The organism is Nonomuraea sp. NPDC003707 (assembly GCF_053587055.1).
The window spans coordinates 123,547-139,983 of the sequence record NZ_JBSFNK010000011.1; the positions used below are offsets into that span (position 1 = coordinate 123,547).

The following is a 16,437-nucleotide window of genomic DNA, read 5'->3' on the forward strand; positions in this document are numbered from 1 at the left end:
GTCAGGACACCCTCAGGACGCGGCGGCGGGGGCGGCCTCGGCGGAGGCGGGGGCGTTCTCCGGGAAGTGGCAGGCGACGCGGTGGCCGCTGGCCAGCTCCTCCAGGGGCGGCTCGACCGTCTTGCAGATCTCCTGCGCCTTCCAGCAGCGGGTGTGGAAGCGGCAGGCGGGCGGCGGGTTGAGCGGGCTGGGCACGTCGCCGGCCAGCCGGATGCGCTCGCGCTCCTTGCGCGCCTTGGGGTCGGGCACGGGCACGGCCGACATCAGGGCGTTGGTGTACGGGTGCATCGGCGCGCTGTAGAGCTGCTTGCGGTCGCCGATCTCCACGATCTTGCCCAGGTACATGACGGCCACCCGGTCGCTGATGTGCCGCACCACCGACAGGTCGTGGGCGATCACGACGTAGGTGAGGTCCAGCTCGTTCTGCAGGTCTTCGAGCAGGTTGACGACCTGGGCCTGGATGGAGACGTCGAGCGCGGAGACCGGCTCGTCGGCGATGATCAGCTTGGGCTTGAGCGCGAGGGTTCGGGCGATGCCGATGCGCTGCCGCTGGCCGCCGGAGAACTCGTGCGGGTAGCGGTTGTAGTGCTCGGGGTTGAGCCCGACCAGGGCGAGGATGTCCTGGACGGCCCGCTTGACGCCGTGCTCGGTCTTGACGCCCTGGATGCGGAACGGCGCGCCGACGATGGTGCCGACCGTGTGGCGGGGGTTGAGCGACGAGTACGGGTCCTGGAAGATCATCTGCATGTCGCGGCGGAGCGGCCTCAGCTTGCCCTGCCCCATGTGCGTGATGTCCTCGCCCTCGAAGATCACCTTGCCGGCGGTGGGTTCGAGGAGCCGGGTGACCAGCCGGCCGGTGGTGGACTTGCCGCAGCCGGACTCCCCCACCAGGCCGAGCGTCTCGCCCTTGAACACGTCGAAGCTGATCCCGTCGACCGCCTTGACGGCGCCGACCTGCCGCTTGAGCAGGCCCTTCGTCACGGGGAAGTGCTTCTCCAGGCCCTGTACGGAAAGGAGCGGCTCGTTCTTGGGCTCGGTCACTGGGTCTCCAGCAGTGGCTTGATCTCGTTCTCCCACAGCTCCCGCCGCTCCGTCCGGTCCATGTGGCAGCGCACCAGGTGGCCGCCCTGGGTCTGGAGCAGCTCCGGAACCTCGGACTTGGCCTTGTCTCCGGTCCGCTCGACGTACGGGCAGCGGGGGTTGAAGGCGCAGCCCGGCGGCACGTTGATCAGCGACGGCGGGGAGCCCTTGATCGGCAGCAGCCGTTCGGTGGGCTCCCGGTCGAGCCGGGGCATCGATCCCAGTAGACCCCATGTGTAGGGGTGCTCGGGACGGTAGAAGATGTCGTCGGCGCTGCCGTACTCGATGCACTTGCCCGCGTACATGACCAGGATGTCGTCGGACAGCTCGGCCACCACGCCCAGGTCGTGGGTGATGATGATCAGCGCGGAGTTGAACTCGCGCTGCAGGTCGACCATGAGGTCGAGGATCTGGGCCTGCACGGTCACGTCGAGCGCGGTGGTGGGCTCGTCGGCGATGAGCAGCTCGGGGTCGCACGACAGCGCCATGGCGATCATGGCGCGCTGGCGCATGCCGCCGGAGAACTCGTGCGGGTAGGAGTCGACGCGGCTCTTCGGCTCGGGGATGCCGACCCGGCCGAGCATGTCGATGGCGTGCTTCTTCGCCACGGCCTTGGTGACCTTGTGGTGGATGCGGTACGCCTCGATGATCTGGTCGCCGACCGTGTAGAAGGGGTGCATCGACGACAGCGGATCCTGGAAGATCATCGCCATCTTCTTGCCGCGCAGCCCGCGCACGTGCTCCTGCGAGGCGCCGACGAGCTCCTCGCCGTCGAGCCAGATCTCCCCGGAGACGTTGGCGCCCTTGCCCTTGTGCAGGCCGAGGATGCCGAGGCTGGTGACCGACTTGCCGGAGCCGGACTCGCCGACGATGCCGAGCGTCTTGCCGCGTTCGAGGTCGAACGTCAGCCCGTCGACGGACCTGACCAGGCCGTCGTCGGTCGGGAAGTGGATCTTGAGGTCCTTGACCTGCAGGAAAGCACTCACGACAGCCTCACCCTCGGGTCCACGACCGCGTAGAGCAGGTCGACGATCAGGTTGGCGACGATGATGAAGGCCGCCGCCACCAGGGTGACGCCCATCACCTGGGGCAGGTCGTTGCGTTCGATGGCGTCCCTGGCGTACTTGCCGATGCCGGGCAGCGAGAACGTGCTCTCGGTCAGCACCGCGCCGCCGAGCAGCAGGCCCAGGTCCAGGCCGAACATGGTCAGCACCGGGGTGAGCGTGGCTCTCAGCCCGTGTTTGAGCACCACGGCCCGCTCGGGCAGGCCCTTGGCTCTGGCCGTGCGTATGTAGTCCTCGGACATGGTCTCCAGCATGCCCGCCCTGGTGAGCCGGGCATAACCGGCGGCGTACAGGAAGGCGAGCGTGATCCAGGGCAGCATCAGGTTGTTGGCCCAGGTGAGCGGGTCCTCGCTGAACGGCACCCAGTCGGCGACGTCGCCGACGAGGCCGAGCTGGTCACGGAAGATGGCCAGCGACACGATGCCGGTGAAGAAGATCGGCAGCGACACGCCGGCCAGGGCGACGCCCATGGAGATGCGGTCGAAGAAGCTGCCGCGCCGCAGCGCGGACACCACGCCGGTGGCCACGCCGAAGAACACCCACACCAGGGCCGCGCCGAGCGCCAGCGACAGCGTGATCGGTATGCGGTCGAGCAGGTCGGGCAGGACCGGGTTCTGCGTGACGTACGAGTAGCCGAGGCAGGGCGCCGGGCACAGCTCGACGCCGGGGCCGTAGTTGCGCTCCACGCCGACGAAGATGCCCTTCACGAACCGCCCGTACTGGACCAGGAGCGGATCGTAGAACCCCAGCCGGATCGCCGTATCGTGGATGACCTGCTCGTTGGCGGCCTTGCCGACATAACGAGAGGCGAGGTCGTCAGCGGACATCCCAGCGAGCCGAGGCACGAGGAAGAAGATGGCGAACGTCGTGATGCTCACCACGAAGAGCAGCATGACGGCCGCTATCAACCGTCTGAGAATGTATGTGAACACTGATCTCGGCCATGGCGGCCGGGCCTCGTGAGCCCGGCCGCCGGAGCCTTCACCTGCTTTCGACGGACGTGTCCGGCGGGGTCGCCTGACCGGTTACTGGGTGCCCAGCGTGAGGTACTCGTACATGCCCCAGTTCTGGCTGACGAAGGCGTTCTTCAGCGTCGGCGGCCGGTAGAACAGACCGTGCGCCCAGACGTAGGGCAGGATGAACGCCGAGTCCATGACCTGCTTGTCGACCTGCGCCCAGATGGCGTTGCGCTTGGCGGCGTCGGTCTCCCCGGCGGCCTGGTCGATGAGCTCGTCGATCTTCGGGTCCTTGACGCCGAGGTTGGTGTTACCGGCGTCGCGGATCACGCGGCTGTCGACGATCTGCTGGAAGAAGCCGAAGCCCTCGGGGTAGTCGGCGCCCCAGCCGTAGACCATGAGGCCGAGGTTGTTCTTCTTGGCGAAGTCGGGCTTGCCGGCGTACAGCTTGAAGTAGTCGCCCTGCGGGTAGCCCTTGATCTCCAGCTTGATGCCGATGCGGCCGAGCGACTGCTGCAGCGACTCGGCGGTCAGCTTCTCGGCGGCGCGCTCGTTGCGGTAGGAGATGGTGGTGCTGAAGCCGTTGGGCTGGCCGCAGGCCGTCAGCTCCTCCTTCGCCTTGGTGAGGTCGCCGGTCGGGTTGGCCTCGACGCCGTACGGGTCGATCTTCTGGTAGCCGGTCATCTTCGACGGCATGAGGCTGAGCGCGACGTCGCCGCCGGCGTCGGGGCCGCCGTAGGCGCCCTGGATCGCGGAGCGGTCGGCAGCGTACATCACGGCCTTGCGGCAGTGGATGTTGTCGAACGGCTTGACGTCACCGTTGATGTTGGTGAACCAGGTCCGGTCGATCGCGGCCGAGTCGGCGTACTGCTTGACCTTCGGGTCGGTCAGGACCGTCTTGCGGGCGTTGGCCGCCACGCCGGTGCTGTTGATCTTGACGTCGATCTTGCCGGACAGCAGGCGCTGGTCGAGGTCGTCCTCGTTCTGGCCGAGCAGCACCTCGACGGAGTCGTTGAGCTGCTTGCGGTTGGGGTCGGTGGCCGGGTCCCAGTTGGGGTTCTTCACGAGCTCGATGCGCTTGGTGAGCTCGTGCGACTTGAACATGTAGGGGCCGGTCGAGACCGGGTGCTCCTTGTACTTCGAGCCGGTGTCCTTGGCCGCGGGCACCGGGGCCGTCTGCGGGAGCATGGCGAAGTAGTCGAAGCCGCCGTAGGCCTTCTTCAGGTGGAAGACGACGGTGTAGTCATCAGGCGTCTCGACGGCCTTGAAGTCGTCGAGCTTGTCCTTCATCTTGTACGGGCCGGTGTAGCCCTGCAGGTCGAGCCAGTCGTTGAAGTAGGTCGGGCCGCTGGGCAGGATGTCCTTGTCCAGGGAGCGGGCCACGGCGTACTTGACGTCCTTGGCGGTGACGGGGCTGCCGTCCTCGAACTTGATGCCCTTGCGCAGCTTGTACGTCCACGTCTTGCCGCCGTCGCTGGGCTTGCCCAGGTCCTCGGCCAGGTCGCCGACGAGCTGCAGGCCCTCCTCGCCCGGCACCGGCTTGAACATGGTCAGCGCGCGCGTGTAGAAGCGGGAGAAGTTCCACGCGTAGCCGTAGTACTGGTCGCCGGGGTCGACGGAGTCGAAGTCGCCCGGCATGCCCATGTGCAGGGTGCCGCCGGTCTTCTCCGACGGGTTGACGACCTGCGTGACACCCGCGTTGTACTGGCTCGCGGGCTTCTCGTCACTGCCGGTGCCGCTGGTGCTCTTGGCACCGCCACCGCCGCCACACGCCGAGACGACCACGGCGAGAGCGGCGGTCAACGCCACTGCCGACGCCTTTGATCTTGTCTTCATCGACCTGACACACCCCTTGTATCTAGGAGTTGAGAACTTGCTGAAAACTCACGAGGGCTATCGGGCCTTGGGGTCGAAGGCGTCCCTGAGGCCGTCACCGAGCAGGTTGAACGCCAGCACGGTGATGAAGATCGCGAGACCGGGGAAGATCATGAAGTTGGGCGCCACCTGGTAGTTGTGGACGGCGTCCGACAACATGCCTCCCCACGTGGGAGTCGGCGGCCGCACGCCCACGCCGAGGAACGACAGCGCGGCCTCGAACAGGATGTTCGAGGGGATCAGCAGCGTCGAGTAGACGAGGATCGGCGCCAGGAGGTTGGGCAGGATCTCCTTGAACAGGATGGTGTGGTTGCGCGCGCCCAGGCTCCTGGAGGCGTCGACGAACTCCCGTTCGCGGAGGGACAGCGTCTGACCTCGGATGATGCGTCCGATATAGGGCCAGTTGAAGAACCCGATGATGAACACCAGCAGGCTGATCCGCAGCGTGTCACCCGACAGGCCGAACGCCTTGTCGGGGATGACGCCGGCCAGCGCCAGCGCGAACACCAGCAGCGGGAAGGCCAGGAAGATGTCCATGAGGCGGCTGATGACGGTGTCGACCCAGCCGCCGAAGAAGCCGGCGATCATCCCGAGGACGGTGCCGAGCACCACGCACAGCAGGGTCGCGAAGAACGCGATCAGCAGCGAGATGCGGGCCCCGTACAGGACGCGGCTGAACAGGTCGCGGCCCGAGTCGGGCTCCACGCCGAACAGGAAGTCGCCGCTGATGCCGCCGAAGGCGCCCAGCGGCGCGCCGATGGAGGGGTCGAGCTTCTCCCGGTGCCACTCACCCGGCGGGTGCCCGAACCACGACACCAGCAGCGGGGCGAAGACGGCGACCAGGATGAGCAGCAGGATGACGATGCCACCGGTCATCGCGATGCGGTCGCGCTTGAGGCGCATCCACGCGATCTGCCCCAGGGAACGTCCCCTGATGACCGAGGTCTCCGCTCCCTCAAGAACGGTCTCCGGCCCTGCTTCGATGGCCGATTCCGGAACATCGAGCGGTGCGGTCATGCCAGTAGCCCCCTGGATTCCAGACGACATCGTCCGTGTCGGCGCGGTCCCGGTCAGGGTAGTGCGCCCATGCGAGCGAGGTCCGCCGTGTCGCGGCCCCAGGAGGCAGAATCTATGGCCTGAGCTGGTGTGACTAGTCCCTCTGAGCTCTATGTGGCTCAACTGTGATTGACCAGAAACTCATTCGTATCGATCTTGAGGAGAATGTCTACGAGCCGTCCCGGTTACGTCTCGGAACTGTGACACAGCCGATTTCGTCCTTGTATTCAGCTGATGCCACGCTTTTTGAGCAGCGCCTCGATATCGGAGAAGTCGTCCTCTGCCTTGGCAGTTTGCTTGGAAGCGACGGCGGGCTGCTGAGGTTTGGGCACGGTTTTGTTCGCTGAGGGCTTAACCTCGGGGGCCTCTCCGGGGGTCTTCTTCCTGAAGCTCGCCAGTTTCCGGCCGCGCATGACGCCCGACGCGACGAACAGCACCGCCGACAGCCCCGCGACGGCGACGCCCGCCCACACCAAGGGGTTGAACACCAGCTGCGTCACGAAACCCACGACGGTGGCGCCGATGGTCCACAACGCCTGCAGCGCGCCCGTCAGATAGGCCGCCACCGGCAGCAGCGCCCACGCCGCCATCCGCATGCCCGCGGCCGCCCCCCTGCGCCTGAAGGCCAGGAAGCTGAACACCAGGCCCACCGCGCTCAGTCCGGCGCACAGCGGCAGCCAGGCGATCGAATTGAACATCACGCCGCCCCTCATATCGACTACGTCTCCATCCTGGCACGCGAAACGCCACCCGCCGCTCCTCCGCAAGAACCACTTGCCCCCTAGGGGTCCGGCTCCCCATCCCTGGGCGCGGCGGTCGCGCTCGTGTCGGCGGGCGGGTGGCGGGGGCCGCGACCGGCGACGTGCCAACGGGACGGTCAGCCCGATCGATCCGGCAGCGGCGGCGCTCGTGTGGGCCGCCGGGGCGTTGAAGGCGCGGACGGCAGCGAGCGTGGCGCGGGTGCGCGGCGTGGCGCGGGTGCGCGGCCAGCGTGGCGTGGCGAGCGTGGCGCGGGTGCGCGGCAACAGCACGTCGCCCAGCGGCGTCGACCGTACGGGAGCGGCGCGGTGCACGAGTTCGCCCTGCGGCGCACGTTCCAGGGAGGCGAGCGAATGCGACACCGACGACTGGCTCATGCCGAGCAACGGCGGCCGCCGCCCCGAGTCCACGGGCAGTCAGCTCCCCGCCCCGGACGGCGGCACCATCGGCGAGGACGTCCAGCACGGTGCCGAGTAGGGGGCACAGGGCGAACCAGCGGAGCCACCCAGCAAGCACGCGTGGAAGGGGTTACGCGGCCAGCATGCGGCCGACGCAGGGAGGCGGGGACGCAGGGAGGCGGGGACGGATGGGGTGCGGGACCGATGGGGGGTCAGGTTGAGATGAGGGCGCGGAGGTCGGCGACGGTGACCTGCTCCAGGGACGGCACCACCAGCCGGCCGGGAGCGGGGTCGACGGCCAGCAGGCTCGGGACGGCCACCACCGCGCAACCCGCCGCAGTCGCGGCCGCCACGCCGTTGGGAGAGTCCTCCAGCACCACGCACCGCACCGGCTCCACCCCGAGCAGCCGCGCAGCCGTCAGGTACGGCTCAGGGTCAGGTTTGGTACGCGTGACGTCGTCCGCCGTGACCACGACGTCGAACCGGTCACGCCCCACGCTCTTGAGGACCGCCTCAGCGATCTCCTTCAGCGACGAGGTGACCAGCCCCACGGGCACCCCCTCGTCCCGCAGCGCCCCCAGCAGTTCCAAGGCGCCCGGCATGACGTGCACGCCCGCCGTCAGCCGCCGCACCATCCCGCCGGTCATCCATTCCCGCACCATCTCGGCGGGCACGTCGGCCCCCGAGACGGCCAGCATGTAGTCGACCGTTCGCTCCATGGATCCGCCCACCAGGTGGACCTGGTGCTCCGGCGTCCACTGAGCGCCGAGCCTGGCCATCACGTCGGTCTCGATCTCCAGCCAGACCCGCTCGCTGTCGACGAGCAGCCCGTCCATGTCGAAGAAGACCGCTTCCATGCATGCCCCCGATCGGTAGTGTTTTGCCCGCTATTGTCCCTGCCCCGCCCGGCGCGCGGAGAGGCCGCCCCCGTCACCGCCCCCCGTCACCGGCACCAGCACCAGCACCAGCACCAGTGACTCGTGGGGCGCTGCCGTCTGGGGAGCGGGCGCCGGTCACCCATCCGCAGGGTGAACGGCGTATCGACGCGATGCCGAGTGCCCTCTCCCCGCCACCAATGAGCGCCGGTGGAGCGCCGGAGCGGGAAGCCCCCCGCCCGGCGACCTGTGAGCGGCCGTCCGCCCGAGCTGGGAAGCCGCCCCCATCCGCCGACCAGTGAGCGGTCGTCCTCCCTCGGGCCGGGGAGCCCCGCCATCCGCCCGCCTCCCGGTGAAGGACCGAACGCCCGGTGAAGGACCGGGCGGGCGGTGAAGGGCCGGGTGGGGGTCAGACGTTGAAGTATTTGGCCTCGGGGTGGTGGGCGACCAGGGCCGAGGTGGCCTGCTCCGGGTGGAGCTGGAACTCCTCCGACAGCGACACCCCGATGCGCTCGGGGTCGAGCAGCTCGAACAGCTGCTTCTGGTCCTCCAGGTTGGGGCAGGCCGGGTAGCCGAAGGAGTAGCGGCAGCCCTGGATGTTGACCTTGAGCATGTCGTCGAGCGACTCCTCGCCGCCGATCGACCACTCCGAGCGCACCCTGGCGTGCCAGTATTCGGCCAGCGCCTCGGTGAGCTGCACCGACAGGCCGTGGAGCTCGAGGTAGTCGCGGTAGGCGTCCTTGGCGAACAGCTCGGCCGTGGCCTCGGCGATCTTGGCGCCCATGGTGGCGACCTGGAAGCCGACCACGTCGACCTCGCCGGAGTCCTTGGCGCGGAAGAAGTCGGACAGGCACAGGTGGCGGTCGCGGCGCTGGCGCGGGAACGTGAAGCGGGTGCGCTCCTTGCCGTCGTCGTCGAGGATGATCAGCGAGTCGCCGTCGGAGACGCACGGGAAGTGGCCGTAGACGACCGCCGCCTCCAGCAGCCCCTCGGTCTGGATGCGGTCGAGCCACATGCGCAGCCGCGGCCGCCCCTCGAGCTCGACCAGCTCGTCGTAGTCGGGCCCCGAGCCGCCCCTGGTGGGCTTGAGCCCCCACTGGCCGAGGAACAGGGCGCGCTCGTCGAGGAAGGCGGCGTACTCGGTCAGGGAGATGCCCTTGACTACGCGGTCACCGTAGAAGGGGACGGCGGGGACGGGGTTGTCGGCGGCCACGTCGGAGCGGGCGGGCAGCTCCTCGACGGGCGTGCGCTGCAGCACCGCGCCGGTCTTGACGCGCCGCTCGCGCAGCGGCGGCAGCGTCGCGCCCGCGACGCCGCGCTTGACGGCCATGAACGAGTCCATCAGCCGCAGCCCCTCGAACGCGTCGCGCGCGTAGCGCACCTCGCCCTCGAACAGCTCGGCCAGGTCCTGCTCGACGTAGGCGCGGGTCAGGGCGGCGCCGCCGAGCAGGACGGGGTATCTCTCGGACAGGCCCCTGGAGTTCATCTCCTCCAGGTTTTCCTTCATGATGACCGTCGACTTCACCAGCAGCCCCGACATGCCGATGACGTCGGCCTTCTGATCGTCGGCGGCCTCGAGGATGGCCGAGACCGGCTGCTTGATGCCGAGGTTGACGACCTGGTAGCCGTTGTTGGACAGGATGATGTCGACGAGGTTCTTGCCGATGTCGTGTACGTCGCCCTTGACGGTGGCCAGCACGATGCGGCCCTTCGACTCGCCCTCGAGCCGGTCCATGTGGGGCTCGAGGTAGGCGACGGCGGCCTTCATGACCTCGGCCGACTGCAGCACGAACGGCAGCTGCATCTGTCCGGAGCCGAACAGCTCGCCCACCGTCTTCATGCCGTCGAGCAGCACGTCGTTGATGATCTCGAGGGCGGGCCGCTGCTCCAGCGCGGTGTCGAGGTCGGTCTCCAGGCCCTTGCGCTCGCCGTCGATGATGCGCCGCTTGAGCCGCTCCCACAGCGGCAGTGCGGCCAGCTCCTCGGCCTTGCCGGCGCGCAGGGCGGCCGCGTCGACGCCCTCGAACAGGTCCATGAACCGCTGCAGCGGGTCGTAGCCCTCGCGGCGGCGGTCGTAGACCATGTCGAGCGCGACCTGGCGCTGCTCGTCGGGGATGCGGGCCATCGGCAGGATCTTGGAGGCGTGCACGATGGCGGAGTCGAGCCCGGCGTTGACGCACTCGTTGAGGAAGACCGAGTTGAGCACCATGCGGGCGGCCGGGTTGAGGCCGAAGCTGATGTTGGACAGGCCCAGCGTGGTCTGCACGCCCGGGTAGCGGCGCTTGAGCTCGCGGATGGCCTCGATGGTCTCCAGGCCGTCGCGCCTGGTCTCCTCCTGGCCGGTGGCGATGGGGAAGGTCAGGCAGTCGACAATGATGTCCTCGACCCGCATGCCCCAGTTGGTGGTCAGGTCCTCGACGAGGCGGCTGGCCACCCGCACCTTCCAGTCGGCGGTGCGGGCCTGGCCCTCCTCGTCGATGGTGAGCGCGACGACGGCCGAGCCGTGCTCGCGGACGAGGCGCATGATCTTCTGGAAGCGGGAGTCGGGGCCGTCGCCGTCCTCGTAGTTGACGGAGTTGACCGCGGCGCGCCCGCCGAGCATCTCGAGACCGGCCTGCAGCACCGCGGGCTCGGTCGAGTCGAGCATGATCGGCAGCGTGGACGCGGTGGCGAACCGGAACGCCAGCTCCTTCATGTCGGCCACGCCGTCGCGGCCGACGTAGTCGACGCACAGGTCGAGCATGTGGGCGCCGTCGCGCGCCTGGTCGCGGGCCGTCTCGACGCAGTCGTCCCAGGCGCCCGCCAGCATGGCCTCGCGGAAGGCCTTGGAGCCGTTGGTGTTGCAGCGCTCACCGATGGCCAGGTAGGAGGTGTCCTGGCGGAACGGGACCGTCTGGTAGAGCGAGGACGCGCCCGGCTCGGGGTGCGGCCGGCGCGGCGCGACCTGCTTGCCGCGGACGCGCTCGACGACCTGGCGCAGGTGCTCGGGCGTGGTGCCGCAGCAGCCGCCGACCAGGGACAGGCCGTAGTCGCGGGTGAAGGTGCCGTGCGCGTCGGCCAGCTCCTGCGCGCTCAGCGGGTAGTACGCGCCGTCGGCCGTCAGGACCGGCAGGCCGGCGTTGGGCATGCAGGAGAGCTTGAGCCGCGAGTGGCGGGCGAGGTAGCGCAGGTGCTCGCTCATCTCGGCGGGGCCGGTCGCGCAGTTGAGGCCCACGACGTCGACGCCGAGCGGCTCGATCGCGGTCAGCGCGGCGCCGATCTCGGAGCCGAGCAGCATCGCGCCGTTGGTCTCGATGGTGACCTGGGCGATGATCGGGATGTCGCGGCCGGAGTCTTCGGCGGCCCGCTTGGCGCCGATGACGGCGGCCTTGACCTGGAGCAGGTCCTGGCAGGTCTCGATGATCAGGGCGTCGGCGCCGCCCGCGATCAGGCCCGCGGCGTTGTCGCGGTAGGCGTCGCGCAGGAGGGCGTACGGCAGGTGGCCGAGGGTCGGGAGCTTGGTGCCGGGCCCCATGGAGCCGAGCACGAAGCGCGGCTGGTCGGGCGTGGACCAGTGGTCGGCGGCCTCGCGGGCGATCCTGGCCCCCGCCTCGGAGTATTCGAAGACGCGGTCGGAGATGTCGTATTCGCCGAGGGCGGCGAGGTTGGCGCCGAAGGTGTTGGTCTCGACGCAGTCGACGCCGACGGCGAAGTAGGCGTCGTGGACGCCGCGCACGATGTCGGGCCTGGTGACGTTGAGCACCTCGTTGCAGCCCTCGTGACCGTGGAAGTCGTCGAGCGTCGGGTCCTGGGCCTGGAGCATCGTGCCCATCGCCCCGTCGGCCACGATGACGCGCTGGGACAACACTTCTCGGAAGGACGGGGAGATGCTCATGGGGTAGAGCTTATCGGGTGCGCCTGGAGCCCTACTCGCAAGCGGCCCGTACGCCTGTTCGCTTTGGGCGCGAAATCGGGGCCTCCAGGGGCGTGAGCGTTCCGGTCCGCGGGACCCGGGCGGCCCTGGGGTGGGTGCCGGGCGCTATCGTACCGACTGTCAATTGAACGCCGCGTCCAATTGGGGGTCTCCGTGACCTACCGCACCGTACTCGTCGGCACCGACGGCTCGGCCTCCTCCTTCCGCGCCGTCTCCGCGGCGGGGTCCCTGGCCGCGGCGACCGGCGCCACCCTGGTCCTGGCCTGCGCGTACCTGCCGATGCGGGAGAGCGAGCGCGCCGCGGCCGCCGACCGGCTGGGCGACCTCGCGTACAAGGTGGGCGGCTCCACCCCGGCCGACGACGCCCTGCGGGCGGCGCGCGGGCACGCCGTGGCGGCCGGCGCCTCCGACGTGGTCCTGGCCGCCGAGCAGGGGGACGCCGTGGACGTGCTCGTCTCGCTGGCCGCCCGGCACCGCGCCGACCTGCTGGTTGTGGGTAATCGCGGGCTCAACAGCCTGGCGGGGCGGCTGCTCGGCTCCGTGCCGTCCGCGGTCTCCCACCGCGCCGCCTGCGACGTCCTGATCGTCCGCACGACCGACGGCCGCTGATCCTTCGCCGCTTGTCTTATGTCTTACGCGCACGCGCGCGCGAGGGGGGCATCCCCTGGCCTGGGACGCGGGTGGCGTAGGTCGCGGGGAGATCACGTATGCATCGCAGCGGGTAGATACGTGGCCACAGGGGGCATATCAGGCGCATAGAACGGCACATTGCACACAAGGCACACCAGCCGCAGGGGACGCAAGCCCCGCAGCGGACGCGTCCGGCGCAGCGCCTGCACAGCGCGCAGGAGGCACGGGTGTGCGGGAGGCGGACGGTGCTGGAGCGCAGGAGAGGCGCGGCGGTGTGAGCGGGTGCGGCTGTCGGAGTAGGGCGGGAGTGGGAGTGCAGGAGAGGCGTCGCGGCGGTGCGAGTGGTCGGGGCGGGTGTGCGGGAGAGGGTGCGGATGGAGCGGTGGGAGGGGTGGGGAGTGGGAGAGCGATTGGGTGTGGGAGGGCCGGAGGGGTTGCGGGTGGTGGAGGCGGGATAAGGGTGCAGGAGGTATGGGTGACGCGGGGCGGCGTAGGGGTTTCGGACGGGTCTGGTGGCGGGCTGGGATGGGTGGTGGGGAGGCGCGGTGAGGTGTTCGCCTGAGGGGACGGCGATGGCGCGTTCGCACGTGAGACGCGGGTTGCGCATTCGCGGGGAGATCGGTGACGCCGAGTACTCCCGACCGCATAGGCTTAGCGAGACGATGGAGAGAGGAGGCGACACGTGATAGAGCTCGAAAGGCTCCCCGAGCTCGTAGACCCGGTGCTCATTGCCGCGTTCGAGGGGTGGAACGACGCGGGCGAGGCCTCCAGCGGTGTGATCGCCCATCTCGAGTCCGCCTGGAAGGCCGAGCCGCTGATCGCGCTCGACCCGGACGACTACTACGACTTCCAGGTCACCCGGCCCGTCGTGGAGATGGGCGAGGGGCTGACGCGTTCGATCGTGTGGCCGACGACGCGCCTGCTGCGCGCCCGCCCGCCGGGTCTGGAGCGCGACGTCGTGCTGCTGCGCGGCATCGAGCCCAACATGCGCTGGCGCTCGTTCTGCGCCGACATCATCGAGATCTGCCGCGAGCTGGGCATCGAGCTGGCCGTCATGCTGGGCGCGCTGCTCAACGACTCGCCGCACACCCGGCCCGTGCCCATTCTCGGCGGCGCGACGGACGAGGCGCTGGCCCGTTCGACGAACCTGGAGCTGAGCCGCTACGAAGGCCCGACCGGCATCGTCGGGGTGCTGCAGCACGCGTTCGGCGAGGCGGGGCTCGACGCCATCTCGCTGTGGGCGTCGGTGCCGCACTACGTGGCCCAGCCGCCCAACCCGAAGGCGACGCTCGCGCTGCTGCGCCGTCTGGAGGACGTGCTGGAGATCCCCATGCCCCTGGGCGACCTCGACGAGGAGGCCCGCGCGTGGGAGCGCGGCGTCGACGAGCTGGCCTCGCAGGACAGCGAGGTGGCCGAGTACGTCAAGGAGCTGGAGGAGCGCAAGGACGCCGCCGAGTTGCCCGAGGCCAGCGGCGACGCGATCGCGGCGGAGTTCGAGCGCTACCTGCGCCGCCGTGACCGGGACACTGACAGCTAACCCTCAGGGATAAAAACCGCGAAATTTTCGGGATTTCGGGTAATAATCGGGGCCGTACAAGATTGCACCAAGTTGCGGCTCCAGACACAAAGCCCGATAAATCCAGAAAACTCCCTCGGCTTCGCGCCGTGATGCCTACTCAACTGACCGCGCACGTTAGGCACGCCATGGCGACTTCCCATGTTGACCCGCACCAAAGAAGTCAGGACACCAGGCGCCGCATCCTCGAGATGGCCGTCTCCCTCCGGGAGGACCGCTCCGGGGGCTCCGTGGACCACTTCCTCGCGCTGCTGCAGGACCGCCTTCCGCTCTGGCTGAGCATTCTTCACAATCTCTCCTATCGCATCGGAAAAGGGTGCGTAGCGGACAACCTTCTCCCCATTGCCCGAGCAGGCATTAATTACTACATCGACGTACAAAGTGCGGCACTTCCCGTTTTCACCTCGCCGAACGTGACGGTCCGCTTCCGCGAGGCCGTCCGTGACACGGGGCTGGGGCCGCGCACCGAGGTCGCGCCGCTGGCCGCGTACCTGGCGGCCGAGCAGGACCTCGGCCGGATAGGGCCGGAGGTGGACCCGGAGGCCAGCGCGCGACTGCTGATCGCGGGCTGCTTCCACCGGGCCCACCTCGAGATGTTCGTCGGCGCCGACGCCGGCCCGACGCTGGAGGCCAGCGCTCGCGAGATCGTCCGCGAGTTGCGCCTCGATCCCGTCCCCGCCTGACGGCGACAACACCCCGGCCCCGCCCGCGGCGACCCCGCGGGCGGGGCCGGGGTGTTCGTGCGCGCAAAATCTTGCCAAGAGATTGAACGTGCGTTTAGCATTCTGAACGTGTGTTCAGCGCATTCAGACTTGACCGCGCAGGCGAAGATCCGCGACGCGGCCATCGCCCACTTCGCCCGCGACGGCTTCCAGAAGACGAACCTGCGGGCCGTCGCCGCCACCGCGGGCGTGAGCGCCGCCCTGGTCATCCACCACTTCGGCAGCAAGGAGAAGCTGCGGAGCGCCTGCGACGACCACGTGTTCGGCGTGCTGGTACGGCGGTCGCACGCGGCCGGGACGGCCGGCCTGCTGGGCGAGTTCTTGGCGGACCCGGCGGAGTATCAGCTCAAGGTGCGCTACATGGTCCGGGCGATCGAGGAGGACACCCCCGCGGGGGGCAGGTTCGTCGACACGCTGGTGGCCGAGTCGGAGTCGATCCTGCGGGCCGGGATCGCCGAGGGTTCGGTGCGGCCGTCCTCGGACGTGCGGGCGATGGCCGTGCTCACCGTGCTGACCAGCCTCGCCATGCTGACCATGGCGCCACCCCTGACGCGCGCGCTCGGGCACGAAGGCTTCGGCCCCGAGGTCCTGCGCCGGATGACGCTGCCCACGCTGGAGCTCTTCACCCACGGCCTGTACGCGGACGACGCGCCGCTGAAGGCGGCCACGGCCGCCTGGGAGGCCTCTCAAGAGAACAGGGACGAATGACCGATGACGACCCCCGTTCCCGCTCTGACCCCACTCCAGGACACCCTGTGGCTGACGCTGTGCGGCAGGGCGCTCGACAACCGCCTGCCCCGCCCCGTCCTGGGCGACCGGATGGCCGACGAGATCGTCCGCAAGGTCGGCTACGACTACGGCAAGCTCCACATCCCCTCCTCCAGCGCCCTCTACATCGCGCACCGGGCCAGGAAGCTGGACGAGATCGCCCAGCGCTTCCTCGCCCGCCACCCCGACGCGATCGGCCTCGATCTGGGGGCCGGCCTCGACAGCCGGGCGCTGCGCATCGCCCCGCCGCCCACCGCCGAATGGCACGACGTCGACTTCCCCGAGGTCCTCGCCGCCCGGCGGCAGTTGCTGCCGGATGAAGCCAGGCCCCACGACCTCGCCGCGGACGTCACCGACCCCGCATGGCTGGACGGCCTGCCCTCCGACCGGCCGGCGGTGATCGTCGCCGACGGGCTGATCGCGTTCCTCTCCCTGGAGGAGATGATCGCGCTGGTGAACCGCCTCATCGGCCACTTCCCCACCGGCGAGATCGCCTTCAACGGCTACAGCAAATTCGCCGTGTGGGCCCAGAAGCGGTTCGCCGTCGGCAAGAACATCATCGACGTCTCCAAGTTCCCCGGCCTCGACGACCCAAGGGAGCCCGAACGCTGGCACCCGAAGCTGAAGCTGGTCAAGGAGGTCCTGATGACGCGGGAGCCCGAGGTGGCCGGGTTCCCGGCGTGGCTGCGGCTGATGAACCGCCTGACCGCGCCCAGCGCGGTGTTGTCGCGGAAGGGGAACGTGGTTCTCCACTACCGCTTCTAG

The 16,437-nt window shown here is 69.2% G+C and carries 14 protein-coding genes; 6 read left to right on the plus strand and 8 right to left on the minus strand.

Annotated features, from left to right (window positions below):
* Positions 1–12: 12 nt before the first annotated feature.
* The 6 genes from ACWDRB_RS28450 to ACWDRB_RS28475 form a co-directional block, all read right to left on the minus strand.
* Positions 13–1,041 carry an ABC transporter ATP-binding protein gene (locus ACWDRB_RS28450; RefSeq protein ID WP_350735355.1) on the minus strand — a complete coding sequence of 343 codons (1,029 nt, stop codon included), beginning with the start codon at positions 1,039–1,041 and terminating at the stop codon, positions 13–15.
* The gene (locus ACWDRB_RS28455) at positions 1,038–2,066 is read right to left on the minus strand and encodes an ABC transporter ATP-binding protein (protein ID WP_449898612.1); all 1,029 of its coding nucleotides are present in this window, start codon (positions 2,064–2,066) and stop codon (positions 1,038–1,040) included. The genes ACWDRB_RS28450 and ACWDRB_RS28455 overlap by 4 nt, the downstream gene beginning before the upstream one ends.
* Positions 2,063–3,076, minus strand: coding sequence for an ABC transporter permease (locus ACWDRB_RS28460; RefSeq protein WP_350735351.1), 1,014 nt, complete (start codon positions 3,074–3,076; stop codon positions 2,063–2,065). Before ACWDRB_RS28460 ends, ACWDRB_RS28455 begins: the two co-directional genes overlap by 4 nt.
* 93 nt (positions 3,077–3,169) lie before the next feature.
* Positions 3,170–4,909, minus strand: coding sequence for an ABC transporter substrate-binding protein (locus ACWDRB_RS28465; protein ID WP_449898614.1), 1,740 nt, complete (start codon positions 4,907–4,909; stop codon positions 3,170–3,172).
* Positions 4,910–4,993: 84 nt separating this feature from the next.
* The gene (locus tag ACWDRB_RS28470; RefSeq protein WP_397370064.1) at positions 4,994–5,992 is read right to left on the minus strand and encodes an ABC transporter permease; all 999 of its coding nucleotides are present in this window, start codon (positions 5,990–5,992) and stop codon (positions 4,994–4,996) included.
* 266 nt (positions 5,993–6,258) lie between these two features.
* A complete protein-coding gene (locus ACWDRB_RS28475) occupies positions 6,259–6,729 on the minus strand; it encodes a cellulose synthase (RefSeq protein ID WP_449898618.1) in 471 nt (156 codons plus the stop codon).
* A 253-nt stretch (positions 6,730–6,982) separates the two neighbouring features.
* Here ACWDRB_RS28475 and ACWDRB_RS28480 point away from each other — a divergent pair, with 253 nt between their 5' ends.
* Positions 6,983–7,267 carry a hypothetical protein gene (locus ACWDRB_RS28480; RefSeq protein ID WP_449898620.1) on the plus strand — a complete coding sequence of 95 codons (285 nt, stop codon included), beginning with the start codon at positions 6,983–6,985 and terminating at the stop codon, positions 7,265–7,267.
* A 133-nt stretch (positions 7,268–7,400) separates the two neighbouring features.
* On the opposite strand, the gene ACWDRB_RS28485 is transcribed toward ACWDRB_RS28480, so the two are convergent.
* Together ACWDRB_RS28485 and metH are read right to left on the minus strand one after the other, a co-directional pair.
* Complete coding sequence (locus tag ACWDRB_RS28485) at positions 7,401–8,045, minus strand: HAD family hydrolase (protein ID WP_449898622.1); 645 nt, start codon at positions 8,043–8,045, stop codon at positions 7,401–7,403.
* 427 nt (positions 8,046–8,472) lie between these two features.
* Positions 8,473–11,937, minus strand: a complete 3,465-nt coding sequence (gene metH, locus ACWDRB_RS28490) for a methionine synthase (protein WP_449898625.1) — start codon at positions 11,935–11,937, stop codon at positions 8,473–8,475.
* A gap of 192 nt (positions 11,938–12,129) precedes the next feature.
* Here metH and ACWDRB_RS28495 point away from each other — a divergent pair, with 192 nt between their 5' ends.
* From ACWDRB_RS28495 to ACWDRB_RS28515, 5 genes are all read left to right on the plus strand, one after another.
* Positions 12,130–12,585 (plus strand): universal stress protein, encoded by a 456-nt coding sequence (locus tag ACWDRB_RS28495; RefSeq protein ID WP_355200827.1) that lies wholly within the window; start codon positions 12,130–12,132, stop codon positions 12,583–12,585.
* 703 nt (positions 12,586–13,288) lie between these two features.
* The gene (locus ACWDRB_RS28500; protein WP_350735337.1) at positions 13,289–14,143 is read left to right on the plus strand and encodes a PAC2 family protein; all 855 of its coding nucleotides are present in this window, start codon (positions 13,289–13,291) and stop codon (positions 14,141–14,143) included.
* A gap of 269 nt (positions 14,144–14,412) precedes the next feature.
* Positions 14,413–14,865: a hypothetical protein gene (locus ACWDRB_RS28505; RefSeq protein WP_449898629.1), complete on the plus strand. Its 453-nt coding sequence runs from the start codon at positions 14,413–14,415 to the stop codon at positions 14,863–14,865.
* A gap of 129 nt (positions 14,866–14,994) precedes the next feature.
* Entirely contained in the window at positions 14,995–15,612 is a 618-nt protein-coding gene (locus tag ACWDRB_RS28510) for a TetR family transcriptional regulator (RefSeq protein ID WP_449898632.1), read from the plus strand.
* Positions 15,613–15,615: 3 nt separating this feature from the next.
* Complete coding sequence (locus tag ACWDRB_RS28515; protein WP_449898635.1) at positions 15,616–16,437, plus strand: class I SAM-dependent methyltransferase; 822 nt, start codon at positions 15,616–15,618, stop codon at positions 16,435–16,437.

Bases quoted from the DNA above. Each gene is read 5' to 3' on its own strand.
- ACWDRB_RS28475 (WP_449898618.1), bottom strand. From the start codon at position 6,729: ATGTTCAATTCGATCGCCTGGCTGCCGCTGTGCGCCGGACTGAGCGCG.
- ACWDRB_RS28470 (WP_397370064.1), bottom strand. From the start codon at position 5,992: ATGACCGCACCGCTCGATGTTCCGGAATCGGCCATCGAAGCAGGGCCG.
- metH (WP_449898625.1), bottom strand. From the start codon at position 11,937: ATGAGCATCTCCCCGTCCTTCCGAGAAGTGTTGTCCCAGCGCGTCATC.
- ACWDRB_RS28515 (WP_449898635.1), top strand. From the start codon at position 15,616: ATGACGACCCCCGTTCCCGCTCTGACCCCACTCCAGGACACCCTGTGG.
- ACWDRB_RS28485 (WP_449898622.1), bottom strand. From the start codon at position 8,045: ATGGAAGCGGTCTTCTTCGACATGGACGGGCTGCTCGTCGACAGCGAG.